The organism is Mycobacterium vicinigordonae, from assembly GCF_013466425.1.
In the GTDB taxonomy this organism is placed as follows: domain Bacteria; phylum Actinomycetota; class Actinomycetes; order Mycobacteriales; family Mycobacteriaceae; genus Mycobacterium; species Mycobacterium vicinigordonae.
In genome coordinates, this window is sequence record NZ_CP059165.1 from 5280810 (window position 1) to 5306312 (window position 25503).

Here is a 25503-nt window from a genome sequence, read left to right on the forward strand (position 1 = left end):
AATGATTTTCGAAGTAGCCGAATGCGCCCACCCGGTACACTGGATGGCAGCGGTGTCGGGCATCGTTACGGACTCGTGATTCAAAATTCACGCCGAGTCGTGGGATTTGGTTGTGTGCCCACTCCGCGAGGATTTACCGTGTGTTAAACATCTGTTTCGGCGCCGCGGCACCGTGGCCGTCGGAGGTAACCGCTGCCGGATGCGGCATCGGATTTCCGGTCGAAGGGAGCGTCGACGGTGACCAACACCGGGTCGGAATCGCGGGTGGGGTCGCAATTTGGGCCCTACCAGTTGGTGCGCCTGATCGGACGCGGCGGCATGGGCGAGGTCTACGAGGCCGAGGACACCCGCAAGCATCGCGTGGTGGCGCTGAAGTTGATCTCGACGGCGTATTCGGGCAATCCGGTCTTCGTTGCCCGCATGCAGCGCGAAGCGGACATCGCCGGACGGCTGACCGAACCGCACGTAGTCCCGATCCACGACTATGGCGAGATCAATGGGCAGTTTTACGTGGAGATGCGCCTGATCGACGGAGTCTCGCTGCGCTCTATGCTGACGCAGTACGGCCCGCTCACCCCGGCCCGGACGGTGGCCATCGTCCGTCAGATTGCTGCGGCGCTAGACGCCGCGCACGCCAGTGGGATCACGCACCGCGACGTGAAGCCGGAAAACATTTTGATCGCCGCCAACGATTTCGCCTATCTGGTCGACTTCGGCATTGCCCGGGCCGCCCAGGACCCAAGTCTCACGCAGAGCGGGATGGCGGTTGGCACCTACAACTACATGGCCCCGGAGCGGTTCACCGGCGACGAAGTCACCTACCGGGCAGATATCTACGCACTGGCCTGCGTGCTGGGTGAATGTTTGACCGGGGCGCCGCCCTACCGGGCGGACAGCGTCGAACGGTTGATCGCCTCGCACCTCATGGAACCCGTCCCGAGGCCCAGTGTGCTGCGGCCGGGCCGGGTTCCGGAGGCGCTCGATCACGTGATCGCCAAAGGCATGGCGAAAAACCCCAACGAGCGCTACATGACCGCCGGAGACCTCGCCGCCGCTGCTCACGACGCGCTTACCACGCCCGAGCAGCGCCAAGAGGCCACGATCCTGCGGCAGGGTGACAATCAGACACTGATCGCGCCCGTCGTCGATCCGAGCCTGGCCGGCGGGTGGAACAGCCAAAGTGGACAGCCGTCAGGTCAGGCTGCGGCGCAACCTCCGGCCGGGCAGTACGCCTCCGCGGACCAGACGATGCGGACCCCCGTTCCGCCCTATGGTTCCGGAGACCAGACGATGCGCACGCCCGTCCCGCCGTACGCCTCCGGAGACCAGACGATGCGCACGCCGGCACCGCCATACCCCACCGACGACCAGACCGCGCGCACGCCGGTGCCGCCGTACCCCACCGGGGGCGAAACCATGGTCGGGTCGGCGCAGTACTCGACCGGCGGCGAGACCGTGGCCCATCCGGTGCCGCAGAACGCTGGCGGATGGCGCTCTGAGCCTGGCCAAAACTCCGATCAGTGGACCCAGGTTGCCCCGGTCGCAGCTGCTGGCTGGGCCAGCCAGCCGGGTGCTGGTGCCCCACCCGGCGCCCCACCTGTCCAGGGCCAACCACCTGCGGCCAGCCCGCCGCCGGCAAAGTCGCGTAAGCCGCTGATCATCGGGGCCATTGTGGCCGCGGTGCTGCTGGCCGTCGCGGCGGTGACCGGTTTCCTGCTCTTCGGCTCCAAAGACGACAACGGTAATCCGACGGACGCGAAGGGCCAGCAGGTGATGCCCTTCAAAGACTTCAACTTCCGATTCGCGCCGGGCGGGGTCGCGGTCGACGCCAGCGGGACGGTGTACGTCACCAATCAGACCATGTACGGCAAAGTGGTGACATTGCCGCAAGGGTCCAGTTCGCCGACGGTCATGCCGGTCAGCGGACTCTACGAACCTCAGGGCATCGCGGTCGACAGCAACGGCACGGTTTACGTCAGCGACTTCAACAACCGGGTGGTGTCGGTGGCACCCGGCTCCAACAAGCCAGTGGTGCTGGCGTTCAATGGCCTCAGCTACCCCGAAGGTGTCGCGGTTGACCCACAAGGCAATGTCTATGTCGCCGACCGCGGCAACAACCGGGTGTTGAAGCTGGCGCCGAATTCCACCGCGCAGGTAGAAGTTCCGTTCAGCGGCCTGAAGAATCCAGACGGCGTGGCCCTGGATGCCGACGGCAACATCTATGTCACCGATACCGACAACAACCGGGTGCTGCGACTCGACGCCGGCACCACCAATCAGCGCGAGCTGCCGTTCACCGGCCTGAGCGCACCGTGGGGAATCACGGTCGACGGCGCCGGTAGCGTCTACGTCACCGAACACGACAACAACGTGGTGGTGAAGCTGCCCGCCGGCGGTTCGGCCAGCGAAGAACTCCCGTTCACCGGCCTGAATACCCCGTTGTCGGTCGCGGTGGACAACAAGGGCAACGTCTACGTCGCCGACCGCGGCAACGGCAGGGTGTTGCGGCTCGCACAGCCCCAGAAGTAAAGCGACTCAGCGCGTCCGCACGGCTAGGAACCGCATCCCCGCGGCAACCAGATTGATCACCGCCACCAGGATGATCAAGGTCAACGCGGCGCCCCACACACGCAGGAACCCGGCGTGTTCGGGATTGGTGAGCTCGGTGTAGATCAGCAGCGGCAGCGAGGCCATGTTGCCCTCGAAGATGTCGAGGTTGATCGAGCGGCTGTAGCCGACGAGCACCAGCACCGGTGCGGTTTCTCCGATCACCCGGGCCACCGCGAGCAGCACACCCGACACGATGCCCGGTGTCGCGATCGGCGCCACGATCCGCACGATCGTCTTCCATTTCGGCACGCCCAGGGCGTAGCTGGCTTCCCGCAGTTCGTCGGGCACCAGTCGCAGCATCTCCTCGGTGGAGCGCACCACCACCGGCAGCATCAGCAGGACCAGGGCGAACGACACAGCCAGCGCGCTCTGCTGGAATCCCAGGGTGGCGATCCACAGGCTGAAGATGAACAGTGCGGCCACAATCGAGGGCACACCGGCGAGGACGTCCACCATGAAGGTCGTCACCCGCGCCAGCCGGCTGTTGCCGTACTCGACCAGGTAGACGGCGGTCATCAGGCCTAGTGGCACCGCGATGGCCGCTGCCACGCCGGCCTGCACCATCGTCCCGTACAACGCGTGATAGACACCGCCGGCGAATTCCTCGGGCAACACCCCGCGCAGCGAGTGGGTCCACCAGTCGGCGTTGATGACGGCTTGGTAGCCGCGGACGATCACCACCGCGAGCACCCAGATCAGCGGCACCAGCGCGATCAGGAACGAGGCGAGAAAAAGAGCCGTGGCGATGTTGTTCTTGACTCGGCGCACCGTGCTCAGCGGGCGGAAGACCACGACCTTGACCGGCTGATCGAGCGCGTCGGCGCTGAGTTGGCTCATCCGTTGACCTTCCCGCCGGCGACCGCGCGAGCTGCCGCATTGACCACAAAGGTCAAGACGAATAGCGCAAACCCCGCCGAGATATAGGCTCCGGTCGGAAGTGGCCGACTGAATTCGGCTGCGGCCGAAGCGATCTTGGACGCAAACGTGTAACCACCGTCGAACAGCGACCATTTCCCGGGCCGGGCCGCCGACCGCAGGATGATCAGCACCGCCACCGTTTCACCCAGCGCACGACCCAGACCCAGCATCGAGGCGGCGATGACTCCGCTGCGACCGAACGGCAGCACAGTCGTGCGCACCACCTCCCATTTGGTCGCGCCGAGTGCCTGGGCGGCCTCGATCTGCATCAGTGGTGTTTGCCGGAATACTTCACGCGACACTGACGTGACAATCGGCAGGATCATCACCGCTAGCACGATGCTTGCGGTGAAGATCGTGCCGCCGCCGGCCATGGATACGTTGCCGCTCTTGAACAAGAACAACCAGCCCAGGTTGTGGTTGAGAAACTCCGCCAGCGGCTCCAGCTTCGGTGCCAGCACGAAGATTCCCCACAACCCGAAGATGATCGAAGGCACCGCGGCCAGCAGGTCCACCATTGCGCTGAACGGCCGCGACAGCCGACTCGGTGCGTATTGGGTGACGAAGACCGCGATACCGACGGCGATCGGCACTGCCAACGCCAGGGCGGTGACGGAACTGAGCACCGTGACCATCAGCAGGTCGCTGATGCCGAACGCTAGTTTCTGATCGTCGCCGGTTTCGAACTGCGCGCTAGTGAAGAAGTTGACGGTGTTCGCGCGCAGCGACGGAACGGCTCGCACCAGCAGGAAGACCGCGATCAGCACGATCGCCACCACGATGGTGGACCCCGCGGCCGCGGCGAGTGACCTGAACAAACGATCAGCTCGCCGCGACGCGCGCGCGTCCACCTCCGCTAGCGCATGCTTTGCCAGCGGGGGATTGGCCACGTCAACCTCGGATCAGGAGATGGCGTTGACCGCAGTCGACAGCCTCGATTTGAAAGTATCCGGGATCGGAGCATACCCGTTGTCTCCCAAGCCGTTTTGACCGGCGCCGATGGTCGACTGCAGGAATGCCTTCACCGCGGTCCCGACCGATGCGTCGGGATACTTCGAGCAAACGATCTCGTAGGTGGCCAGCACGATCGGGTAGGAGCCAGGCTGGCTGGGGCGGTAGAACGAGGCGGTGTCGAGGACTAGGTCGTTGCCCTGGCCGGCGATGGTCGCACCGGCGATGGTCTTGCCCACCGAATCGGCGCTGATCGCGACGGCCTCCGGTCCGGCCGATGTGACGATCTTGGCGATGTTCAGCTTCTGGGCCTGCGCGAAGGACCACTCGTTGTAGGTGATGGCACCCTCGGTGTTCTTGATGGCCGCTGACGTGCCGTCGTTGCCCTTGGCGCCTTCACCGACGCCACCCTGGAATGACTTTCCGGCGCCTTTGCCCCACGCACCGTTGGAGGCGGCGTCGAGATAGTGCTGGAAGTTGTCCGTGGTTCCCGACTCGTCGCTGCGGAACACGACGTGGATGTCCGTTCCAGGCAGGTTGGTGCCGGGGTTGAGGGCGGTGATTGCCGGGTCGTTCCACTTCTTGACGCCCCCGTTGAAGATCTTCGCCAGGGTGGGCCCGTCGAGGTTCAGTGAACTCACTCCCCCGACGTTGTACGTGACCGCGATGGGACCGAACACCACCGGCAGGTTCCACGCCGGCGCGCCACCACAACGTTGCTGCGCGGCGGCCGCCTGGTCGTTGGTGAGCGGTGAATCAGAACCCCCGAAATCGGTTTGGTTGCCGGTGAATTCGCTGATGCCCGCGCCAGAGCCGTTGGACGTGTAGTTCAAGGTCTGACCGGGACATGCCGATTCGAATGCTTTGACGAAGCGGGTCATCGCGTTGTTCTGGGCGGAGGAACCACTGGCCTTCAGCGCCTTCTTGCCGCCGCAGCTCACGTTGCCCGATGAAGGACTGCCCGATGAGCCCGAGCTTCCCCCACCTGCATTGTTGTTGTCGCTACCGCACGCGGACAACACGAGTGCGCCTGATGCCAGGACACTCAGCGCGGCACCAAATCGGTTGAGTTTCAATTCAGTTCCTAACTGGTAGTGATGAAAGATGCTAGCCGCCGCCCACCCGTCGCGGCTCCTCGACAACCCCTTCCATTGCAGCTGTTCAACTACATTAACAACAGGTTACGAACGGTGAAAGGGTTGCTGATTCCCCGCCCAGGGACCCCTGTGCCAAACTAGAACCTGTTACAAAAATGATCGAGGCGATGGCCGCCGCTGTCGTTTCTCCCGACGAGTGAAACGAGGCCGCCGTGATCCTCGACAGGTTCCGCCTCGACGACAAGGTCGCCGTAATCACCGGAGCCGGCCGCGGCCTGGGCGCGGCCATCGCGCTGGCTTTTGCTGAAGCTGGTGCCGATGTGGTGATCGCGTCGCGCACCCAGTCACAGCTGGACGAGGTCGCCGAGCAGGTGCGCGCCGCCGGGCGCCGCGCCCACGTGATAGCCGCCGACCTGGCCCGCCCCGAGGAAACCGAGAAGCTCGCGGCGATGGCGGTCGAGGCATTCGGGAAGTTGGACATCGTCGTCAACAACGTCGGGGGAAGCATGCCCAACACGTTGCTGACCACGTCGACCAAAGAGCTCAGGGATGCGTTCACATTCAATGTCGCCACCGCCCATGCGCTAACCGTCGCCGCGGTGCCGCTGATCCTGGAGCATTCCGGCGGCGGCAGCATCATCAACATCACCTCGGCCATCGGACGGCTTGCCGGACGCGGCTTCGCGGCCTACGGCACCGCCAAAGCCGCGCTTACGCACTACACCCGATTGACAGCGCTCGACCTGTGCCCGCGCATCCGGGTAAACGCGATTGCGCCGGGGTCGATCCTCACCTCCGCGCTCGACGTGGTGGCCAGCAACGACGAACTGCGTAAGCCCATGGAGCAGGCCACGCCACTGCGCCGCCTCGGCGATCCGCTCGATATCGCCGCTGCCGCAGTATATTTGGCGTCACCGGCGGGCGGGTTCCTGACCGGCAAGACGCTAGAGGTCGACGGCGGCCTCACCTTCCCCAACCTCGAGATCCCGGTCCCGGATCTGTAAGGAGTCGATCGTGCCTATACGCGTCGCACAGCTCGGCACCGGCAACGTCGGCATTCACTCGCTGCGTGCGCTCATCACCAACCCCGAGTTCGAACTCACCGGGGTGTGGGTGTCATCGGAGGCGAAAGCCGGAAAGGATGCAGCCGAGCTGGCCGGACTCGAGCAGGTTACCGGCGTCAAGGCCACCACCGACCTGGACGCCGTGCTGGCCACCGCGCCGCAGTGTGCGGTCTACAACGCGATGGCCGATAACCGCCTTCCCGAAGCACTCGAGGACTACGGCCGCGTGTTGGCGGCCGGGATCAACATGGTGGGCAGCGGCCCGGTATTCCTTCAGTACCCTTGGCAGGTACTGCCCCAGAATCTGATCGAACCGATCGAAAATGCAGCGCGGCAAGGCAATTCGAGTGTGTACGTTAGCGGCATCGATCCCGGCTTCGCCAACGACCTGCTGCCGATGGCGCTGGCCGGCACCTGTCAAAGCATCGAGCAGGTGCGCTGCATGGAAATCGTCGACTACGCGACGTACGACAGTGCCGTCGTCATGTTCGACGTGATGGGATTCGGCAAGCCGATAGACGAGATCCCGATGCTGCTACAGCCCGGGGTGCTCAGCCTGGCGTGGGGATCGGTGGTGCGGCAACTCGCTGCGGGACTGGGCATTTCGCTTGACGAGGTCACCGAGAAGTACGTCCGGGTGCCCGCACCCGAGGCCTTCGACATCGCTTCGGGCCATATCCCGCGGGGCAGTGCTGCCGCGTTGCGGTTCGAGGTGATCGGCATGTTCGACGGGCGCCCCGCGGTGGTGCTGGAGCACATCACGCGGTTGCGCGAGGACCTATGTCCGGAATGGCCGCAACCCGCCCAGCCCGGCGGTTCCTACCGCGTCGAGATCACCGGCGAGCCGTCGTACGCCATGGACATCTGCCTGAGCAGTCGGCGCGGTGACCACAACCATGCCGGGCTGGTGGCCACGGCGATGCGCATCGTCAACGCCATCCCCGCAGTGGTGGCCGCCGCGCCCGGCATCCGGACCACTCTTGAATTGCCCTTGATCACCGGTCGCGGACTGTACCGGCCCGCCCACTAGACACAGGGCGGCAACGACCGCGGCGGAGGTTTCGGCTAACCTCACTTTTTTATTCGACCTCACTTTTATTCGACCTCGCTTTTCATTCGGCGAAGCGGACCTTAAGGCGGTGCGTTGGCGCAGGACATCGCGACCTCGGGCAAAGCAAGCTGGTATCTGCTGGGGCCCGCGTTCGTCGCGGCGATCGCCTATGTCGACCCTGGCAACGTCGCCGCCAACGTCAGCTCGGGCACCCAGTTCGGCTACCTGCTGTTATGGGTCATCGTCGCGGCCAACGTGATGGCCGGGTTGGTTCAGTACCTGTCGGCCAAGCTCGGACTGGTGACCGGTCGGTCGCTGCCCGAATCGATCGGCGACCGGATGAGTCGGCCCGCGCGGCTGGCCTACTGGGCGCAGGCCGAGATCGTCGCCATGTCGACGGATGTGGCCGAGGTGATCGGTGGGGCCATCGCGCTGCGCATCCTGTTCGGGCTACCGCTGCCACTGGGCGGGCTGATCACGGGTGTGATCTCGTTGCTGCTGCTGATGATCAAGGATCGTCGTGGCCAACGCCGGTTCGAGGCGGTCATCACCGGGCTGCTGCTGATCATCGCCCTCGGGTTCACCGCTAGCTTTTTCGTCGCCACACCGCCGGCGCGCGAAGTCTTATCCGGCCTGGTACCGCGCTTCCAGGGCACTGAGAGCGTGCTGCTGGCCGCGGCGATCCTGGGTGCGACCGTGATGCCCCACGCGGTCTACCTGCACTCCGGGCTCGCTCGGGATCGGCACGGGCAACCCGCACCCGGGCCGGATCGCCGCCGACTGCTGCGCATCACCCGCTTGGATGTCGGGGTCGCCATGGTGATCGCCGGCGGAGTCAACGCGGCGATGTTGCTGGTTGCCGCATTCAACATGCGCGGGCACGGCGAGGTCGGGTCTATCGATGCCGCCTACGTGGCGGTTCGCGACACCTTGGGACCGACAATCGCGGTGCTGTTCGCAGTCGGACTGCTGGCCTCTGGGCTGGCGTCATCGTCGGTGGGCGCGTACGCCGGCGCCATGATCATGCAGGGCCTGCTGCACTGGTCGGTCCCGATGGCGGTCCGCCGCATCGTCACTGTGTGCCCCGCGATAGCGCTGTTGGCGCTGGATGTGGACCCCACCCGGGCACTAGTGCTATCCCAGGTAGTGCTGTCGTTCGGGATCCCCTTCGCGGTGCTGCCGCTGGTCAGGCTCACCGCCAACCGCAAACTGATGGGTAGCGACGCCAACCACATGATCACGACGGCCGTTGGTTGGGTGGTCGCGGTGATGATTAGTCTGCTTAACGTGGCGTTGATCTGTCTGACGGTAAAAGGTAGCTGAATGCCGGCTCGCCGACACTCCTACTTCGCATACGGATCGAATCTATGCGTGCGCCAGATGGCCGCGCGCTGCCCGGAGGCCTACGACCCGCGCCCGGCGACGCTCGACGGTCACGACTGGCTGATCAATGAGCGCGGTGTCGCGACCGTCGCACCATCGGCTGGCGGCGAGGTGCACGGCGTGCTTTGGCGGCTTTCCGACGACGACCTGGCACGTTTGGACAGTGCCGAGGGAGTGCCGGTGCGCTACCGACGCGACGAGCTGACCGTGCGACTCGACCGCGGGGCCGCACCGGCGTGGGTGTACATCGACCCGCGGGTGACGGCGGGTCCGCCGCGCCCGGGTTATCTGCCACGCATCATCAACGGCGCGGTGCATCACGGGCTGCCGCAGCGTTGGATCGACTACCTGCAGCTTTGGGATCCGGGATGCTGTTCCTCGGTGGCGGGAGCGCGGCCCGTGCGATCTTTCTCGGAGTAGCTTTCTCGGAGTGGATGGAGGTTATTGGTGGCCAAGGACTTTCGCTTCGGGCTGAGCCTGCGATTCTTCAAATCCCGCGAGGCCCTGGCGGACACGGCCAAGCGTGCCGAGGATTCGGGGTTCGACATCCTCTGCGTACCGGACCATCTCGGTGCGGCGGCACCGTTTCCGACGCTGACCGCGGCCGCCATGGTCACCACAACGTTGCGACTGAGCATGTATGTGCTCAACGCCGCCTTCTACAAGCCGGCCCTGCTCAGCCGAGACCTCGGCTGCCTGGACCTGATTAGCGACCAGCGCGTCGAGGTGGGGCTGGGAACCGGTTATGTCCGTGAGGAATTCGAAGCAGCCGAGCTGCCCTATCCGAGCGCCGGCGCGCGTGTCGATTACCTCGAGCACATGACGAGGTACCTCAGTGAGCATCATCCGCAGATGCCGATCCTGATCGCCGGAAACGGCGACCGAGTGCTGACCCTGGCAGCACGCCATGCCCACATCATCGGCCTGACCGGGGCCCGGGTGCGCGAGGCCGAGGACCCGCTGACCGAGCGCGTCGAATTCGTCCGCCGCGCGGCGGGAGATCGCTTCGACTCGCTGGAATTGAACCTGGCGGTCACCGCGATGCCACGGGACGGCGAGACCGTGCCCGACCTGTCGATGACGCGGCGCTACGCGCCGGGGATGTCCGACGAAGAGTTACTGGCGATGCATTCGGTGCTCAGCGGGTCACCCCGCGAGATCGCGGACACGCTGCTGGAATACCGGGACAAGTACGGTGTGTCGTCGATTACCGTGCAGGACAACAACCTCAAGAACTTCGCGAAGGTGATCGACGCGCTGCCCTGATCCCGGCTTCTCCCCCCTCGTCTGTCACCCGCCCTCCCCCAGCTTGTCGCCCCTCCCCCTTCTTGTCGCCGAGTGTGAAACTCACGACACGACAAGCCGACTCGGCGTCGTGAGAGTCGCATTCGGCGGGGGAATCGCTTGGGTCAGCCTCGGGCGGGTCGAGGCGCGAAGTTACCGTGGAACCCCTGCGGGATGTGATCGGTGAGCTGGGCGGTAGCGATAGGCCCGGTGCTGGGATCGCGCGCATCGAGGATGACAAGCCGGGACAAGTGTTGCCGGGCCTGGTATTCCACGGTCAGCAGCCAGCCGTCATCTTCGGCGGACGCGTCGGGACGAGGGACGAACACCGGTTCGCAGAAACTGTTGCCGGCGCCCGCCGCCGTATACGTGTTCTCAGTTTGGTCGGCGAGGTCGACCTTGCTGATCGAGTCGTACAGCGAAGCCAGGCGCCTGCGAGTGGTGAAATAAGCGTAGCGGTGCGGCCTGCCCTCGCGGTCGGGATGATGCCGCGGGAACTCGCAGATGCTGTCGCTCAACGTTTCTCGAATCAACCGTCCGGACTTGGTGAGCCGGAACCGGGTCAGCTTCGACGGTGATTCACGCAACGGAGTGGTTTGGAATCGCGCGATGCTCCTGAGCAGCTGTGGGTTCTCGTAGGTGACCGCGTCGACGACCACGTCCTCCCCGTCGTCGAAGGCGTTGCTGAGGTGGAACTGCAGGATCGCCGGGGACTCGATCCGGCGTATCTCGCCTCCGTCGCGGGGGACGAGGATAAAGACGCTCTCGCGCTCCGGGCGGTAGCGCAGGGCGTCACCGATTGGCTTGCGGCCCAATGTAACCGCCATCAAATCCGGGATGATCGGCGACACCAGAAACACCAGGTAACGCTGGGTGATGCCGAAGTCGTGCGTCATCGCCAGATAGGGCAACCGTGCGGAGCGCAGGTACCGCAGACTGCCCTGTGGGTCGCTGCGGTAGATGCGCAAGTGCGGGCGCGGGATGAATTCGACGCCGAAGTTGTACATGTCACCGGTGCCAGGGCAGATGCTGGGATGCGCGGAATAGGCACCCATCCGCGCTAGCTCACCGCTGAATCGTCGTGGCCCAAGGGTTTCCAGCGTGTCCGGGTTGATCTCATAGGGCGCTCCGCCCTCCCACAGCGCGTAGAGGCGACCGGCATGCTCGATGACATTGGTGTTGGCCAGGTTTGGGGGGGTCTTGCCGATGTTCGCCCGCCAACCACCCGGTGCCGCAGTGCCCAGATGCGTGACGCCGCCCTTGCCCTGGTAGTGACGGGTGCGCACATAGCGATTCCGATAGTGAACCGCGCCCTCGCGGATGGTGAAAGCCGACAGCATGCCGTCGCCATCGAAAAGATGGTGCAGGGGGCGACCCGTGTAGTCCTGCCACCGGCCGGGGCCGTTGCGGTATAGCGTGCCGCACAACTCGGCGGGAATCGCGCCCTCGACGTCGTCCACCGAGTAATCGAATTCGTTGGGTTGCGGTTCGCTGACACCCAGACTGAGCCGATCCTCGCTGGACAGCGCCGAGAGTCGCTCGATGGCTTGGGCACGCTCGCTCTGAGGCAGGGACGCCAGATAACGGCGTAGGGCCGGTAGTGGCGTCAGGTCGAGCAAGGCCGTGGCTTGCGCGGATTGCGTCACCACGCACCCGCCCTTCGCATCCAAACTGAGACGAATCATAAAGTTAGTCTCAGTTGGCGAGGCAGTCAAGAACCTGCGGTACAAATACCCGTGATGGCCTCAACTCGTTCCTGGGACGCGCTGGTGCAGGCGACATTGCTGCTCATCGCCGAAACCGGCGTCGATTCCCTCACCCTGAGCCAGGTCGCCGAGCAAGCGGGCGTCTCCCGCGCCACCGCCTACCGTGAATTCGGCGACAAAGACGGGTTGGTGTCCGCGGTGGCCCAGCACGAGATCCAGCAGATGGCCCTCGATGTGATGACCGGCGCCGACTCACACGCCGATCCCGCGACGTTGGTGCCGACGACCGTCCTGGCCGCCCTGCGCTACCTGCGCAACCACGCCGCCTTCACCTACGTGCGCGACCACGAACCACACTGGCTGCTGCAAGCCGTATTGCGCGTCGGGGAGGCGCGGATGAACGTGGTGCAGACCGTAGCCGCGACCATCGCGCCGGCGATCGCCGCCACAGAGTATCCACATCCGGTACTGCCACCGCTGCAGACCGCCGAAATCATCGTTCGCACAGTACTTTCGCACACGTTAATCGAACGAAGTGCGCTTACCGACGAGGAAGTCGCCGCCTCGGTGGCACGTGCGATCACCGTCGGCTGACCCGTCCCGTGGGCAGGATTGCGGCCTGTAGCGGTACGCTGTGTCCGCATGACCGGCGTCGGTGGCCGTGGAATTTCGCAGTCCAACGGGCCGTGCGCAATCGACCGGCCGGTCGCCCCGCCCTCGTAGCTCAGGGGATAGAGCACGGCTCTCCTAAAGCCGGTGTCGCAGGTTCGAATCCTGCCGGGGGCACTTTGCTGTATAGCTGTTATCGCAGCTCATTACAGTATTTATCGTTAGCTAGCTAAAGCCCCGTGTGATCCATGTGCTATCAACTTCCGGCAGGCACTGCCCGAATCTGTTTGCTGTGCCAGCCCACTCGCGGCCCGAAACACAGTGTTGCCATTTGGTACCAACACGCATTAAGCTGCGCTTATTCGGTTTACCAGAGCGCCGCATAGGGTGCTAATTCAAACCGCTAGAGCGTTGCCGCCAGATAGAACGCAGCCGATGCGTTAGGCACCAGAACGCTAGCCCCGATTCAACTGCGTTCAAAGGTGCCAGCCATGACTAAACAGCCCCGTCTGCTCTCAACCGTCCAAGCAGCCGACTATCTCGGCGTCTCAACCAACACCATCCGCAACTACATCGCTCGCGGTTGGCTCACAGCTCACCGCATCGGCCCAAAACTGCTCAAGTTTGATCCCGCCGACCTTGACCGCGTGGCAGAACGGGTCAACTGAAACTGACCGCCTAGGCTGCTGACGTGGACAAGAATCAGCTCTACTACGGTCATAAAGTCGGAGGTCTGCCCGCAGAGCGGGTGTATCTGGCCCCGCTTCGGTAAGGGGGTAGCGTTTTGGCGAGGAGCCGCGCAACTGCGGAGCATGCGGCCGAAGCATCGATCGCAGCGGTCATCGTAGAGCAAGGAAAAATACTTGACTTCATCGATCGCACCACACAAAGACCTGAAACGCCTGAGGAGTACGTACGGCAGGAAATAGCTAAATCACTCGTACGCGAATATCTATATTCTCGGGAATATATAGCAGTAGAATATACGCTACGCCTTGGGAGCCGCAGACCTCGCGCAGACTTAGTCATATTTAGCGATTCGAAGAAACACACTCAAGACCGTGCACAAATCATCCTCGAATGTAAAGCGCCTACCGTTAAGGCAGACGATCGCAATGACGGAGTAGGCCAACTACAAAGCTATATGGCCGCATGCCCTAATGCGCGATATGGTATGTGGACGAACGGGACTGATCGATACTGCTACGCAAAGGTAGAGACTCGCGGAGAGGTCAGCTTCGAAGAGATTGCCGACATTCCTGCGTTTGGATCAACAATCGAGGATGCAGAGAAACCGACCTTCGATAAGTTGAAGCCTGCGTCAAGTGACGCACTTCTTTTTGCGTTTCGCCGCTGCCATAACTACATCGCTGGTAATCAGGGTTTACAGAAGCCAGAAGCCTTTTGGGAGCTGTTGAAGCTGATCTTTTGCAAAATTCATGACGAGCGAGAATCTCAGTCAGTGAAATTCTATGCAACATCTGCTGAGCGACGAAACCTCAACGGCGAAATGAAAGTTCGCGCACGGATCGAAAAGCTATTCGATTCAGTCAAGAAAGATTACCCTCAAATTTTTAAGACCGGTGAGGAGATCGAACTTACACCGGCAGTCCTCGCCTATATCGTAAGCCAGTTACAAATTTACGCACTACTTGAAAGTGACGTAGATGTCAAAGGCAAGGCCTACGAGGAGATTGTCGGATCGAACCTGCGGGGAGATAGAGGGGAGTTCTTTACTCCTCGAAACGTGTGCCGCATGGTCGTCAACATGCTCGATCCTAACGACCGGCAACTAATCCTCGATCCGGCATGCGGTACCGGCGGGTTTTTGATTACCGCGATGAATCATGTAATCGCCGCTATACGGGTTCAAGAGCTCGCAAAATGGAAAGGTCAAGCGCGCGCTGAGACCGCGATTTCACAACGCAATGACAGATTCCTTAGCCACAAACTAATTGGGATGGACTTCAACCCAAATCTCGTAAAAGCGGCAAAAATGAATATGGTGATGAATAATGACGGCGAAGGCGGCCTTTATCAAGCCGATTCGCTTGCATCACCAGCGACTTGGGTTGCCGGACTTCGTGAACTTTCCTTGATGAATTCGGTTGATTTGTTGATGACCAATCCGCCGTTCGGCTCTAAGATACCTGTCGACAATCCGACAGTCCTGGAAGCGTACGAACTCGGACATCAATGGAATTATGACGAGGCGGATGACCGCTGGGTGATGCTCGAAACAATCCAGAGGTCACAACCGCCGGAGATTTTGTTTATTGAAAGATGCCTGCGCTTTCTCAAGCCCGGTTCCGGAGTTGCCGCCATGGTGCTACCTGACGGCATTCTGGGCTCTCCCGGCTTGGGCTACGTGCGTCAGTGGCTTATGGATAACGCCTACATTTTGGCGAGTATCGACATGCACCCCGATACTTTTCAGCCTGGCACGAGTGTTCAAACGAGCATATTAGTTTTCCAGCGCAAGACCGAAACGCAGAAGAAGATCGATGCTGCTGGTAAACCGACTGAATACGAAGTCTTCATGGCTTTGGCTAATCATATTGGACACGATAAGCGCGGAAACACGCTTTACCTTCGGGATAAGGACGGTAACGAAATCGTCGAAGAGGTTGAGTTGCCCGTACGCGAATATATCGATGGAGTGCCGGTGTTGAAAAATCAAAAGACAATGCGCAAGATGGTCGACGATAACACGGGCACCGTCGCAACTGAATTCCGCAAATGGGTAACTCAAGCGTCGTAGAGGGTGGCGTTGGAGACTTCTTCACACAGCCGCAGGCTGCCGAGTGGGGAACAGTCCGTGCGTCATCACTTTTCAAGGCAGAACGCCGACTAGAAGCCTCAAGCTACTTATCGGATGGATACGGCAAGCGCATTGCCATTGAGTCCAGGTCATCAGGATGGAAGCCGCTCGACGACATGGCGAAAGTCTGGCAACCGAGCCGGCTCAAGGGTGTCGTTGTAGACCCGAGTGTAGGGAAGCCTTTTTTCGCGGCCGGACAGGTATTTGAAGCACAGCCAGTAGCACGAAAATATTTGGCAATTGAAAAGACTCCTGACGCTGCCGCACGGTTCGTTCCGCGCGGCGTCATACTGTTGTCATGCTCCGGCAGCGTAGGACGCACGACTATCGCATATCGGCTCCACGAAGGTCACCTTATTACACATGACTTGTTGCGGATAGAACCGCGCAACCAGAACTGGCTCGGGTGGATATACGCTTTCATGCGGACACCAACCTTCCGGTCTATGGCTACATCAGCGCATTACGGTCACATGATCAAACATCTTGAGCCTGAACACGTTCAGCGATTGCCGTGCGTAGAGGTAGATCGAAAAACGTTGGTGGACTTCAATAACAGTTTCCAAGATGTCCTCGCATCGCGTGATAAAGCGGCCGAATTGACCGATGCTGCTCATGAAGCATATGCTTCCGCGCTTGGCACCGATTCGACACCGATCCCGATGGAACCGACATTTACGACATATGCGCATGAACTATTAAAGGGTCGACGCCGATTAGATGCATACCATCACAACACAGCTGTTCGGGAAGTAGTTTCGCTCATGCAGCGATCAAGTAAGCATATTGACACTTTGCAGACTGTAACTACCGGCGTATGGTGGCCAAACAGGTTCAGACGCGTTTTTGGCCCTAACGGCACACCCTATGTTAGCGCCGGAGAGTTATTTGACGTAAATGCGCCAATTACGAAGAATATTTACGCAGGCCAAGTTGCTAACGCTCAAGATTACTTTGTGGAGGCGAATTGGATTTTGATGGCGCGCTCTGGGCAGATTTACGGCTTGAATGGGCGGGTCATCTTGACGTCTGACCGGCATACGCGCTTTTTTGTATCCGAAGATATCATCCGCATTGTTCCAGACAGGAAAATAATTCGGCCTGGATACCTTGAAGCCGTTTTATCGCATCCGACACTAGGGCGCCCAGTGATCTTAAGTTACGCATACGGCACATCAATCCCTCATCTGGAGCCAGGCGATATTTGGGATCTGCCGATTCCAAGGCTAAAAGCCAAGCTTGAGTCGGAGATTGCTGCAAAGATCGAGGAGGCCGCATCTCTGCGCGCACACGCCGACGATGTTGAAGATGCAATGGAAAATCGAGCAGAGCAGATAATCACCGAGTACCTACATGTATAGCGGTGATGTGGCTTAGAGCGGGCTTCGCACACTGGTTTGCGAGGAAGGCCCGTTGCCGGGGCTGTGCGGGCCGCTGGGCGACGTTGGCTGCTAGCCGGTGCCAGTTCCAGGCAGTCCGGGGTGGTTGGGGCGGGAAATCGTTCTCCGGTGAACGATTCTTCTGTTGTCGCAGGTCAGCGCTGTTCATGACAGGCTTTTTGCAGGTCAGGCAGGTAAAATAGACAGGTGAGCGCAACCCGAGAGTTCTTCACGATTGAACGGGCGCACGCCGAGTTTGAGCACAAGCTGCGCCGGGCCATCTTTTTCGGTGAAACGACGGGGTACGAGTGTCCTACCTGCCTATACACCGAGACCCAAGACGCAATAGACCGCATCGCTGCGCGGTATCCAAACGTCAGCTTTGAAACAGTGCTGGCCGCACGGCATGAGTTTGAGTGTCAGCTTGACGGCAGGCTGTCAGAGCGAAACCGGCTCAAGTTTGAGGCACAGCTAGAGAAGATCGCAGAACGGTTCGGATGGGCGTAAACGAACGTCTTGCGGGTACAAGATCGATCTTGGGAATCACACTAGTCATGTCTAACCTATGACCTTTCGCGCTCGTGGAGCCTTGCCGCGATACGGCCCACCCTCGCTAGGTGGCAATCGATTCACGTATGGCGGAACAAAGCCGAATTCTGATGGTTCCCTTCCCTCTTCGTAGGCATCACCGCAACGGGTCTCTTCTGCGTACTGCCTTCGTCCGTAACTCATTGCGTCACATCGCGATTTGTGGAGCTTCATAGCTGCCAGAGGCTTTGATTTGGACCACCGCCGCAGCCCCTCTGTGCCGCGTGCCGACGCCGATTGCGCGAGACCAGAACGACTCTTGAATCGGATACGCCGGGTTCGGACCTGGAATCGTCCTAAGCCCTTGATACTGCGGCTTTGGATGCTGCCTGACCGATACGACGTTGTTTAGACTGTTAGGGCCTTCGGTCGCGATGGTTGCGAAGTAACCTGCCGGAATGTATTGCGTCCTAACGATCCACAAAGGCCCGTAGCTGCCATCAATCTTCAACCCGTTGTACTGAGCAGGGGCCACCTTGCCGACAATCTCGTTAGGCGTGTAGTACGGCGGAGCACCCTGACTTGGGATGAAGTCGTGGGTAGCGATGATATCGTTGTTGTTCTGCACACCGGCCTTGAACTTCGAAACCTCATCTGCCTCTTGTTCATTCATGAACGCAATCAGTTGACTGTTCGCAGCCACGCCGTAACCATGCTCGGTAATCGTTTTGATCGAATCGTCTAGGTCACCCGAATCTATGACGTCTGACCCGTTGACTACATAGTGAGTGTGGTTGCCGGAGAATGTTTTTCCCAGGTACGGGGGCGGAACCATCCCATCTGCTGACCAGAGCGGATAGCAAGTGTGATTGAATTCGTTGACGTCAGGCGTCGGATCGAACAAGCGGTTCATAATGAGCCCATTCGTAAGTTTGTTGTCCGCAGCCAACGCGTAGTTGGTCACGGCACGAATCTGCTCAGCGGTACTATCCCGCAAAAATCGCCAAGTAAACCGTCCAGCTTTATCGTAGTCCTCTAACGTGTTGCCCAAAAGTATGGCGTTGCCAGGGGGTCTGCTGCACGAATAGGTGACAACTTGACCTGCCCTACCGTTTAGGTTCCAGATTCGGTGACTAACTGACAGCCTGTACGAAAGGCTGACCGTCATGCCACGTCCCTATCCGGCCGAGTTTCGGGCCCGCGCGATCGCGCTCGTGCGGGCTGGCAAGCCCCAGAAGCAGACCGCTGATGATCTCGGCATACATCCCGTCACTTTGTCCAAGTGGATCAAACAGGACGACATCGACCGCGGTGCACGACCCGGTGTGCCCTCGAGTGAATCCAGTGAGCTGCGCGCGGCTCGCCGTCGAATCCGCGAGCTGGAAAGCGAGTTGGCGATCGTGCGCCAGGCCGCGACGTTTCTCGGGGAGGACAAGCCCCGCCCAAAAGGATCTACCCGGTGATCGATCGACTCGTCGACGCCGGGGCGTCCGTGGATCGCTGCTGCCTCATTCTCGGTGTGACGCGCCAGAATTACTACAAACACAAGCGCACTCCGACCACGCCCAGCGCGCTGCGGCGGCAATGGTTGACCGGATTGATCCGCGAAGTGCACGTCGCTTCTAGGGGCACCTACGGGTATCGCCGTGTGCATGCCGAGCTGACCCTGGGTATGGGTATCACAGTGTGCCCGCGCACGGTATCGGTGCTCATGACCCGAGCCGGCATCTGCGGGTTGCCCGGGCCAGTCCGGGTTAAACGGCTGCGCGGGGTGGTCACCGCTGACGATCTGGTCAACCGAAAGTTTCGCCGCCTCGCCCCAAATGAGTTGTGGGTAACCGACATTACGCAACATCGCACCCGCGAAGGGTGGCTGTACTGCTGCGCGGTCCTGGATGCGTTCAGCCGCAGGATCGTGGGCTGGTCGATCGACTCGCGGGCTGACTCCAGCTTGGTGGTCAACGCACTGGACATGGCGATCCGCAATCGCCGCCCAGACGCCGGGGGAATTGTTCACGCTGATCACGGAACTCAGTTCACTTCTTGGGTTTTCGGTGAGAGAATCCGATCCGCTGGGCTGCTGCCGTCGTTCGGATCGATCGGTGACGGCTTGGACAATGCCATGATGGAGAGTTTCTGGTCCTCCATGCAGATCGAGCTTCTCGACCGACAGAAGTGGAAGACCCGGGTCGAGCTGGCCAACGCGATCTTCGACTACTTGGAGATCTTCCACAACCGCCAACGCCGCCACTCAGCGCTTGGCTACCGCACCCCGATCGAATACGAACTATCCTTCACCAACAACACCCTCACCGCCGTCAGTTAGCCACCACAAGTGGAACCCAACGGGTAGGGCAGGTCAAAACTGTCACCTATCCGTGCAGCAGACCCCAAGCCGAAGTCAGCAAGCAACTGTTGCGACTCAATACCGCAGCACAAGCCAAGCGGCTGCAATCACTCGCGGCATGGACAGAGCCGCAAGATCAGGGAGACGCACTCCACCAGTATCAGAACCGACCACCCGCACCCGATTGGCTCATTAAAGAGCTGATCCCGCCAGGATCGCGAGTCTTGGTTAACGCACAGTGGAAAACCGGCAAGACGACACTAGGCGTGAACTTGCTGCATACGTTGGTCACCGGGCGTGATTTCCTGCGTAGGTTCTCCCTAGCCACGAAGCCTCTTGAGGCGGTCGCCTACTGGAATCACGAAGTTGACCAGCAGACGTTTCTTGGTTGGCTGCATGATCGCGGCCTGATTGATCCAGACGAACCGTACGGGCGTCGAATCTTCCCGTTGCACACCAGGGACTTCACAAGTCAGATCAATTTTGACAACGACGCCGCTGTTGAGTGGGCCGTCAACTGGCTCAAAGAACGGCGCATTGAAGCGTGGTTCATCGATACGCTCTCACGGCTGTATACGGGCAGTGAGAAGGAAAACGATGAAATCACGCGCTGGTGGCAGACGATGAACGAGGTTGCCGCCAAGGCGGGTGTGAAAACCGTTGTGATCTTTCACCATACGGGCTATTCCGAAGAAGCTCAGGAACGCGGTCGCGGCGCTAGCGCGCTTATGGGTCTTCCCGACGTGCTCGTTTCATATCGGCACAACGGTAAACCGGGTGAATTTCCGCCCGATAACATACGGTGGCTCAAGGCTTTTGGCCGCAACGTCCACTTAGACGAAGTCGAACTAGATTACGCAGGCGATGCCAAGCGCGAGCTGTTCGTCACGGGCAGCGGAAACAAGCGAGAAACGCCAGGCTTGCGCGACGCAGCGGCTTCGGTCGCTCTGTACCTTCACGACACGCCCGGTGTCGGTGAAGTCAACCAAGGCAATCTCTGTAAAGCGTTGGGTTTGAAAACAACCGGCAGAAGCAAAGAGTTCACAGATGAGGTTCTGCGCACTGTCGTTGCAAACCAATGGGTTTCGCGCAGGGAGCAGGGCAAGGCGATCCTTTACAAAGCAGGTTCAATACACCCAACGAGAGCGGTCTAACCAAATGTCGCAATTGAATTCGAAAATAGCCCCTGAACTGCGGTTTTGTATGTTTCCCGATCGTGCGGAAACATACCAGTTTTCGGCAAACCCGATTGGCCTACTGGCGCACGTTATGTTTCCACACGAAGGCGCGCAGCTCCGGGGCGGTTTTGGCGCTATGTTTCCGCATGTTTCCGCATGTTTCCGAGCTAACCAGAAGATGTTTCACTTCCCCTATAGAGACGGGAACCGTCTCGGGGGGAAGTAACTTCGCGCCGGAAGCACGCCCGCCTAGATAGAGGCGCTAACAAAATTCGAAATCCGCGAATTGAACCGATGGGATCTAGAGCTGTGAAACCTGTTGATAGTGACCAAATCCCGACCGCTTGCGTGAAAGCGGTCAGATTGCACGAGACGCAAGGCCGCACCGTTGAAATCGACTGCGTATGCGGACAACGGCACGAAGGGATCAAATGGCCGGTTGGGCATATCGGCATCGGAGTTGTTCGGATGAGCTGCGGTACAGAGGTTTTCGTAGTGGTGCCGGATTGGTGCTCAGATCGCAGGGATAGAACAGGATACGCCAAACGGAAGCATGAGCTACCGAAGGTAGTGAGTAAACGAAAGAAGGTGTGATGATGGATGCTAAGCGAAGGCGCGCGGAATACAAGCGGCGTCCAACGATTGCTATCAAGATGATGCGTGACGCTGGAATGAGCGAAGAAGAGATTCAAGCAGAATTGTTGAAACTGCGTGAAGCGCTCGGGATTTCAGTCAATGAACCGAGCGATAACCTTCCGGCTGTCATTGATAAGCCAGTGGGTAACCTATCGGGTGAAAAAGCTATGGAATCGCCTGCGGCCCACCAACCGGCGTCCGATTCTCAAAAGGCAAGTGATTCAAGACCTTTGAACGGACGCGATTGGGCGAATTCTGCTGTGCCGCAACGGCGTTGCAAAGCGCACAAAAAAGACGGCTCACAGTGCAGCAACCCAGCGATTCGGGGCGGAACCGTTTGCAGGTTTCACGGTGGAGCAGCAAAACACGTCAAGAGGGCCGCTCGCGCTCGTTTGGAGAATGCGGCCGACCGCATGGCAAAAGAGTTGCTAGGCATGGCAATTGATCCCGATATCTCATCAGCGGTCAAGCTAGCCGGGATTCGTGATGCCTTGGACCGAGCTGGCCTCAAAGCTCCGAACGAAGTGGTGCTGAGCCAAGGCACCGCACCCTATGAAGAGATATTTGATTCCATCGTCAGCGAGCGGCCTGATTCTGACAGCAGCAACGTTGATAGCAAGCAAGATTCGGCTGATTGGCTGGTGTCCGGTCAAAGCACGGAATCGATTGCAGAGCAACCAAACTCGACTGATTACAAACCCCCACCCGCCCCGGCGGAGCCCGACTCTGGCAACCCTCGCGACCGTGCCGACACTGGCCGCACAGACCGCGATTCCGACCGCCTGAGCGCCGACGAGAGCCGCGTTCGTCGCGACCGCGATAGATACCACCAGAGAGCGCACATCACCGGCGAGGACGCCTATCAGGCCGCAAACGCCGCCAACCGCGAGATAGGCGCATTGCGCGCCTTGCCACCAGGGCGAACGGCGAGCTGGTAGCACGCTGATAGCACGAAAAGCCTAAATATGCCCTTGAGCTGCGTGCCCCGACAGGTTAAATACCTGCGACACCGCTAGCCGGTGGTTCAAACCTGGTGACTAGCTTGCCTTTTGGACCGTTTCAGCCATCTTGGACAGCCTATCGGCCAAATGCGTCATTCGGCTAGCCGTCGCCGCTGTGTAGCGCATAGACATCGTTGGCGTTGAATGACCAAGAAACAGGGCAATCTCGGTTGGACTTGCGCCAGCGTGAGCCATCATCGTTGCGCCGAAGTGCCGCAAGTCATGGATTCGAACCTTTTCCCTGCCAGCGTCTTTCAAGGCCGGTTTGTACCACGTCTTTGCAAAAACCTGGTCGTTGACGTGACAGCCGCCCATAAATGGCTTGAACAGCAAGGCATCTCTTTGGCTTTCGACGTGTTCGGCTAGGTGATCTTCGACCAATCGGCGCAGACTGGCCGGAATCGAGACATAACGGACGTTGCCCGATTTGGTCGTATCGATTCGGCACTTGCCAACATGGGTCACAGCACGCGAGATAGTGATCTGGTCACGATTGGCGTTGATATCGCTTCGGCGCAGCTCGGTTGCTTCGCCCCAACGCAGGCCGCACCAGGCCGAGAGCAGAACCAACAGCTTGAATCGTTCGGGCATTGCATCGGCAACCGCGTTCAGCTCGTCAACGGTCAAAATCTCCGGTTCGCGCTTGCGCTTGGTTGTCATCGCCCCGTCAATCTGGCAAGGGTTGCGGACCAGCAAGCCGTCTTTCACGGCGACATTGCAGACCATGTTCAAAAGGCTGTAAGCGTGGCGCTTGGTCGTTTCGCCTTCAAGGCGCGCGTACCACGCTCTGATCGCTTCGGCGTTCAATTCACGCAGCGGGATCACGCCTAGCCGCTCTTGGACGTGGTTCGTCCACAGAGAGTTATAGAGGCTTCGGGTGGTTTCCTTGGTTTTGCGCTCTTCGATCACCTGCTTGCCGTAATCGCCTACAAGCAACACAGCGGCCTTACCTTCGTCGCGGCGCTGCTCGGGAGATTTCCACGTCTCCCCCGTCATCCGGCAACGATCTAGATAGTTCTTTTCGTTGGCTAGCCAACCTTCGGCGTTGAGCTTGGTGTCAAACGTTCCGGCAGCTTTGTAGCGCGTGCCGTCTTTGAGGTAAGACGCCTGGTACTTGCCGCTTGGCAGCTTTCGAAGCCAGCCCCAATTGCGGTGACCTTTAGTCGCGGGCATCACCCCACCCGCCTTGGTGGATCAAGCGTTGTTGGATCGCCCATCTCTGGCCCCTATGGATTCATTCAGCGAAATTGATTCCTTGCATACCTGCCGATTAGCTGCGCTGATGAGCTGGCGTGCTATCAACATGTTATCAAGGTTGGCCGGAGCTGACATGTGTTGATAGGAACTGAGTTTGCGTGTTCGCGCGTAATCGCCTGTAGCACAACATAATTGCTGGTAGCGCGCTATAACGCTGGCACCAGATGGCTTAGGTTCGAATCCTGCCGGGGGCACTTTGCTGGACGGCACACTGTGCGGGACCAAAACTGACAGAGATACCGGACACGCTTGGGGATTTCTGACGACCCTTCCGTCGTTCCGCGTTCACCGCGCCGTCATCCCCAGGTCGGCTGGGGTGAAATTGCCTTAGGTTTGTCTTTCGGGGACAGATGCACGGCATGAACACCAGGCTTCTTGGATAACTGGTCCAGAAGGCTCTCCAGGTGGGCCTTGTCGGTGTGCCAGTGCTGAACGGTTTCCGGCGCCTCCTGCAAGTCCGCGAGGATAACCTTGAGCTTCTCCGGAATTTTTGTGTCGTTCTCTGGTGCGCGGCGACCCACTCCCCGCCCGGCGCCTGCGCTGATCCCGCGCGGGAGCGCACCGCCCAGAGCACCTCCGGCCAAGCCAGCAAGGACCATTTGACCCGCGAGGCCACTCATGGTCGCCGCAACCGTCGGTGCGGCGCCTAGGCTGGTGCACTCCAGCACGGTGGCGGCAAGCTTGGCAGCAGGACTGGCCACAGCCCAGCTCGGCGGCACCGACAAAGCACCTGCCAAACCCGCACTCCCGACACCCGCCGTCACCGCAGGCCCACCCGCCGCCTGGGTGCTCGACCCAAGTGCCGCGAACAGCGGACCCTCGAGATCGACCGCAGTATCGCTCCAGGTCCGTGCCGTTGATACCAGTCCCAAACTGAGGCTCAACAACGTGTCGTTGACCGGCCTGATGCCTTTGGTGACGAATTCGACGTTCGCGGCAATCCGCGCCAGCGGCGTGGAATTCAGGTTGTCCAGGAAGGTTATGAGCGACGACGGATCCGCAGCGGGGGATGCCGCGGGCGATGCAAGGCTCTGCAGGGTGTGCGGCGTAGTCGACATCAGCTGCGACAAGGTCGATTGCGCGCTGGCGGGTGCCGAGCCGACGGCTTGGGCGACCGCCGCTGATTGGCCCGCCGCGCCAACGGGATTGACGGTCTGCGGTGCAGGTTTGAACGGCGTTATCTGAGCAGCCGTGGACGAGGAGCCCGCGTAGCCGTACATCGCGGCAGCGTCTTGCGCCCACATCTGCGCGTACTCCGCCTCGATGGCTGCGATCGAGGCGGTGTTCTGGCCAAGAATGTTCGTCGCCACCAGTGACGCCAACTGGCTTCGGTTTTCCGCGACCACCGCCGGGGGCACCGTCGCCATGAACGCGGTCTCGTAGGCGGCCGCGACCGCTCTGGCCTGGGAGGCGGCCTGCTCGGCTTGGGCCGCGGTAGCACTCATCCATTCCACGTACGGCGCCGCGGCGGCGGCCATGGCCGCCGATGAGGGACCGTGCCAACCACTGGCCAGGTTGGAGATTACGGATCGGTAGGCGGCCGCCGCGGAGTGCAGCTGGGCAGCCAACCCGTCCCAGGCCGACCCCGCGGCCAACATCGATCCCGAACCCGGCCCGGTGAACATCCGACCGGAGTTAAGCTCCGGCGGCAGTGCTCCGAAATCCATTGCTACTCCTTGATAT

Annotated in this window: 19 protein-coding genes, 1 tRNA gene and 2 pseudogenes; 15 read left to right on the forward strand and 7 right to left on the reverse strand. The window is 60.6% G+C overall.

The features are described 5' to 3' along the window. The first annotated feature begins 237 nt into the window (after positions 1–237). The gene (locus tag H0P51_RS23515; protein WP_180915231.1) at positions 238–2529 is read left to right on the forward strand and encodes a serine/threonine-protein kinase PknD; all 2292 of its coding nucleotides are present in this window, start codon (positions 238–240) and stop codon (positions 2527–2529) included. A 6-nt stretch (positions 2530–2535) separates the two neighbouring features. Here H0P51_RS23515 and pstA read toward each other — a convergent pair whose 3' ends face one another. The 3 genes from pstA to pstS are packed head-to-tail and all read right to left on the reverse strand — an operon-like array spanning position 2536 to position 5555. Further along, the gene (pstA, locus tag H0P51_RS23520) at positions 2536–3447 is read right to left on the reverse strand and encodes a phosphate ABC transporter permease PstA (RefSeq protein ID WP_180915232.1); all 912 of its coding nucleotides are present in this window, start codon (positions 3445–3447) and stop codon (positions 2536–2538) included. Continuing rightward, positions 3444–4418: a phosphate ABC transporter permease subunit PstC gene (gene pstC / locus H0P51_RS23525; protein WP_180915233.1), complete on the reverse strand. Its 975-nt coding sequence runs from the start codon at positions 4416–4418 to the stop codon at positions 3444–3446. Before pstC ends, pstA begins: the two co-directional genes overlap by 4 nt. A 12-nt stretch (positions 4419–4430) precedes the next feature. After that, on the reverse strand, positions 4431–5555 hold the full coding sequence (gene pstS, locus H0P51_RS23530; protein WP_180915234.1) for a phosphate ABC transporter substrate-binding protein PstS: 1125 nt from the start codon (positions 5553–5555) through the stop codon (positions 4431–4433). A gap of 233 nt (positions 5556–5788) precedes the next feature. Between pstS and H0P51_RS23535 the strand changes: the two genes are divergently transcribed. The 5 genes and pseudogenes from H0P51_RS23535 to H0P51_RS23555 all read left to right on the forward strand — a co-directional run bounded on the left by H0P51_RS23535 (position 5789) and on the right by H0P51_RS23555 (position 10340). Beyond that, a complete protein-coding gene (locus H0P51_RS23535; RefSeq protein ID WP_180915235.1) occupies positions 5789–6580 on the forward strand; it encodes an SDR family oxidoreductase in 792 nt (263 codons plus the stop codon). Between the two features lie 10 nt (positions 6581–6590). Continuing rightward, positions 6591–7670 (forward strand): NAD(P)H-dependent amine dehydrogenase family protein, encoded by a 1080-nt coding sequence (locus H0P51_RS23540; RefSeq protein WP_180915236.1) that lies wholly within the window; start codon positions 6591–6593, stop codon positions 7668–7670. A 114-nt stretch (positions 7671–7784) separates the two neighbouring features. After that, entirely contained in the window at positions 7785–9014 is a 1230-nt protein-coding gene (locus tag H0P51_RS23545; protein ID WP_180915237.1) for an Nramp family divalent metal transporter, read from the forward strand. Then, a pseudogene (locus H0P51_RS23550) lies at positions 9015–9440 on the forward strand (gamma-glutamylcyclotransferase family protein); the annotation flags it as partial. Positions 9441–9521: 81 nt separating this feature from the next. Beyond that, entirely contained in the window at positions 9522–10340 is an 819-nt protein-coding gene (locus H0P51_RS23555) for an LLM class F420-dependent oxidoreductase (RefSeq protein WP_180915239.1), read from the forward strand. Between the two features lie 143 nt (positions 10341–10483). On the opposite strand, the gene H0P51_RS23560 is transcribed toward H0P51_RS23555, so the two are convergent. Further along, positions 10484–12043, reverse strand: a complete 1560-nt coding sequence (locus tag H0P51_RS23560; protein WP_180915240.1) for a carotenoid oxygenase family protein — start codon at positions 12041–12043, stop codon at positions 10484–10486. 54 nt (positions 12044–12097) lie between these two features. Here H0P51_RS23560 and H0P51_RS23565 point away from each other — a divergent pair, with 54 nt between their 5' ends. From H0P51_RS23565 to H0P51_RS23590, 6 genes are all read left to right on the forward strand, one after another. Next, the gene (locus H0P51_RS23565) at positions 12098–12658 is read left to right on the forward strand and encodes a TetR/AcrR family transcriptional regulator (protein ID WP_180915241.1); all 561 of its coding nucleotides are present in this window, start codon (positions 12098–12100) and stop codon (positions 12656–12658) included. A 119-nt stretch (positions 12659–12777) separates the two neighbouring features. Beyond that, positions 12778–12850 (forward strand) — tRNA-Arg (locus H0P51_RS23570). Between the two features lie 314 nt (positions 12851–13164). Next, positions 13165–13341, forward strand: a complete 177-nt coding sequence (locus H0P51_RS23575; protein ID WP_180915242.1) for a helix-turn-helix domain-containing protein — start codon at positions 13165–13167, stop codon at positions 13339–13341. Positions 13342–13457: 116 nt separating this feature from the next. Further along, on the forward strand, positions 13458–15434 hold the full coding sequence (locus H0P51_RS23580) for a type I restriction-modification system subunit M (RefSeq protein ID WP_213016712.1): 1977 nt from the start codon (positions 13458–13460) through the stop codon (positions 15432–15434). After that, on the forward strand, positions 15413–16855 hold the full coding sequence (locus H0P51_RS23585; RefSeq protein ID WP_180915243.1) for a restriction endonuclease subunit S domain-containing protein: 1443 nt from the start codon (positions 15413–15415) through the stop codon (positions 16853–16855). The genes H0P51_RS23580 and H0P51_RS23585 overlap by 22 nt, the downstream gene beginning before the upstream one ends. A 225-nt stretch (positions 16856–17080) precedes the next feature. Next, complete coding sequence (locus H0P51_RS23590; RefSeq protein WP_180915244.1) at positions 17081–17380, forward strand: hypothetical protein; 300 nt, start codon at positions 17081–17083, stop codon at positions 17378–17380. Positions 17381–17609: 229 nt separating this feature from the next. Here the strand turns inward: H0P51_RS23590 and H0P51_RS23595 are convergent, their stop codons facing one another. Further along, positions 17610–18365 carry a hypothetical protein gene (locus H0P51_RS23595; protein ID WP_180915245.1) on the reverse strand — a complete coding sequence of 252 codons (756 nt, stop codon included), beginning with the start codon at positions 18363–18365 and terminating at the stop codon, positions 17610–17612. A 202-nt stretch (positions 18366–18567) separates the two neighbouring features. On the opposite strand from H0P51_RS23595, the pseudogene H0P51_RS23600 reads away from it, so the two are divergent. The 3 genes and pseudogenes from H0P51_RS23600 (at position 18568) to H0P51_RS23610 (ending at position 22500) form a co-directional block, all read left to right on the forward strand. Further along, a pseudogene (locus tag H0P51_RS23600) lies at positions 18568–19727 on the forward strand (IS3 family transposase). 89 nt (positions 19728–19816) lie between these two features. Further along, positions 19817–20902 carry an AAA family ATPase gene (locus H0P51_RS23605; protein WP_180915246.1) on the forward strand — a complete coding sequence of 362 codons (1086 nt, stop codon included), beginning with the start codon at positions 19817–19819 and terminating at the stop codon, positions 20900–20902. Positions 20903–21522: 620 nt separating this feature from the next. Further along, positions 21523–22500, forward strand: a complete 978-nt coding sequence (locus tag H0P51_RS23610; RefSeq protein WP_180915247.1) for a hypothetical protein — start codon at positions 21523–21525, stop codon at positions 22498–22500. Positions 22501–22599: 99 nt separating this feature from the next. Here H0P51_RS23610 and H0P51_RS23615 read toward each other — a convergent pair whose 3' ends face one another. Then, positions 22600–23736 carry a tyrosine-type recombinase/integrase gene (locus H0P51_RS23615; protein ID WP_246398910.1) on the reverse strand — a complete coding sequence of 379 codons (1137 nt, stop codon included), beginning with the start codon at positions 23734–23736 and terminating at the stop codon, positions 22600–22602. Between the two features lie 380 nt (positions 23737–24116). Continuing rightward, entirely contained in the window at positions 24117–25487 is a 1371-nt protein-coding gene (locus tag H0P51_RS23620; RefSeq protein WP_180915249.1) for a PPE family protein, read from the reverse strand. Positions 25488–25503 lie beyond the last annotated feature (16 nt).

Bases quoted from the DNA above. Each gene is read 5' to 3' on its own strand.
- pstA (WP_180915232.1), bottom strand. From the start codon at position 3,447: ATGAGCCAACTCAGCGCCGACGCGCTCGATCAGCCGGTCAAGGTCGTG.
- H0P51_RS23560 (WP_180915240.1), bottom strand. From the start codon at position 12,043: ATGATTCGTCTCAGTTTGGATGCGAAGGGCGGGTGCGTGGTGACGCAA.
- H0P51_RS23565 (WP_180915241.1), top strand. From the start codon at position 12,098: ATGGCCTCAACTCGTTCCTGGGACGCGCTGGTGCAGGCGACATTGCTG.
- H0P51_RS23575 (WP_180915242.1), top strand. From the start codon at position 13,165: ATGACTAAACAGCCCCGTCTGCTCTCAACCGTCCAAGCAGCCGACTAT.
- H0P51_RS23585 (WP_180915243.1), top strand. From the start codon at position 15,413: ATGGGTAACTCAAGCGTCGTAGAGGGTGGCGTTGGAGACTTCTTCACA.
- H0P51_RS23610 (WP_180915247.1), top strand. From the start codon at position 21,523: ATGGATGCTAAGCGAAGGCGCGCGGAATACAAGCGGCGTCCAACGATT.
- H0P51_RS23615 (WP_246398910.1), bottom strand. From the start codon at position 23,736: ATGCCCGCGACTAAAGGTCACCGCAATTGGGGCTGGCTTCGAAAGCTG.
- H0P51_RS23620 (WP_180915249.1), bottom strand. From the start codon at position 25,487: ATGGATTTCGGAGCACTGCCGCCGGAGCTTAACTCCGGTCGGATGTTC.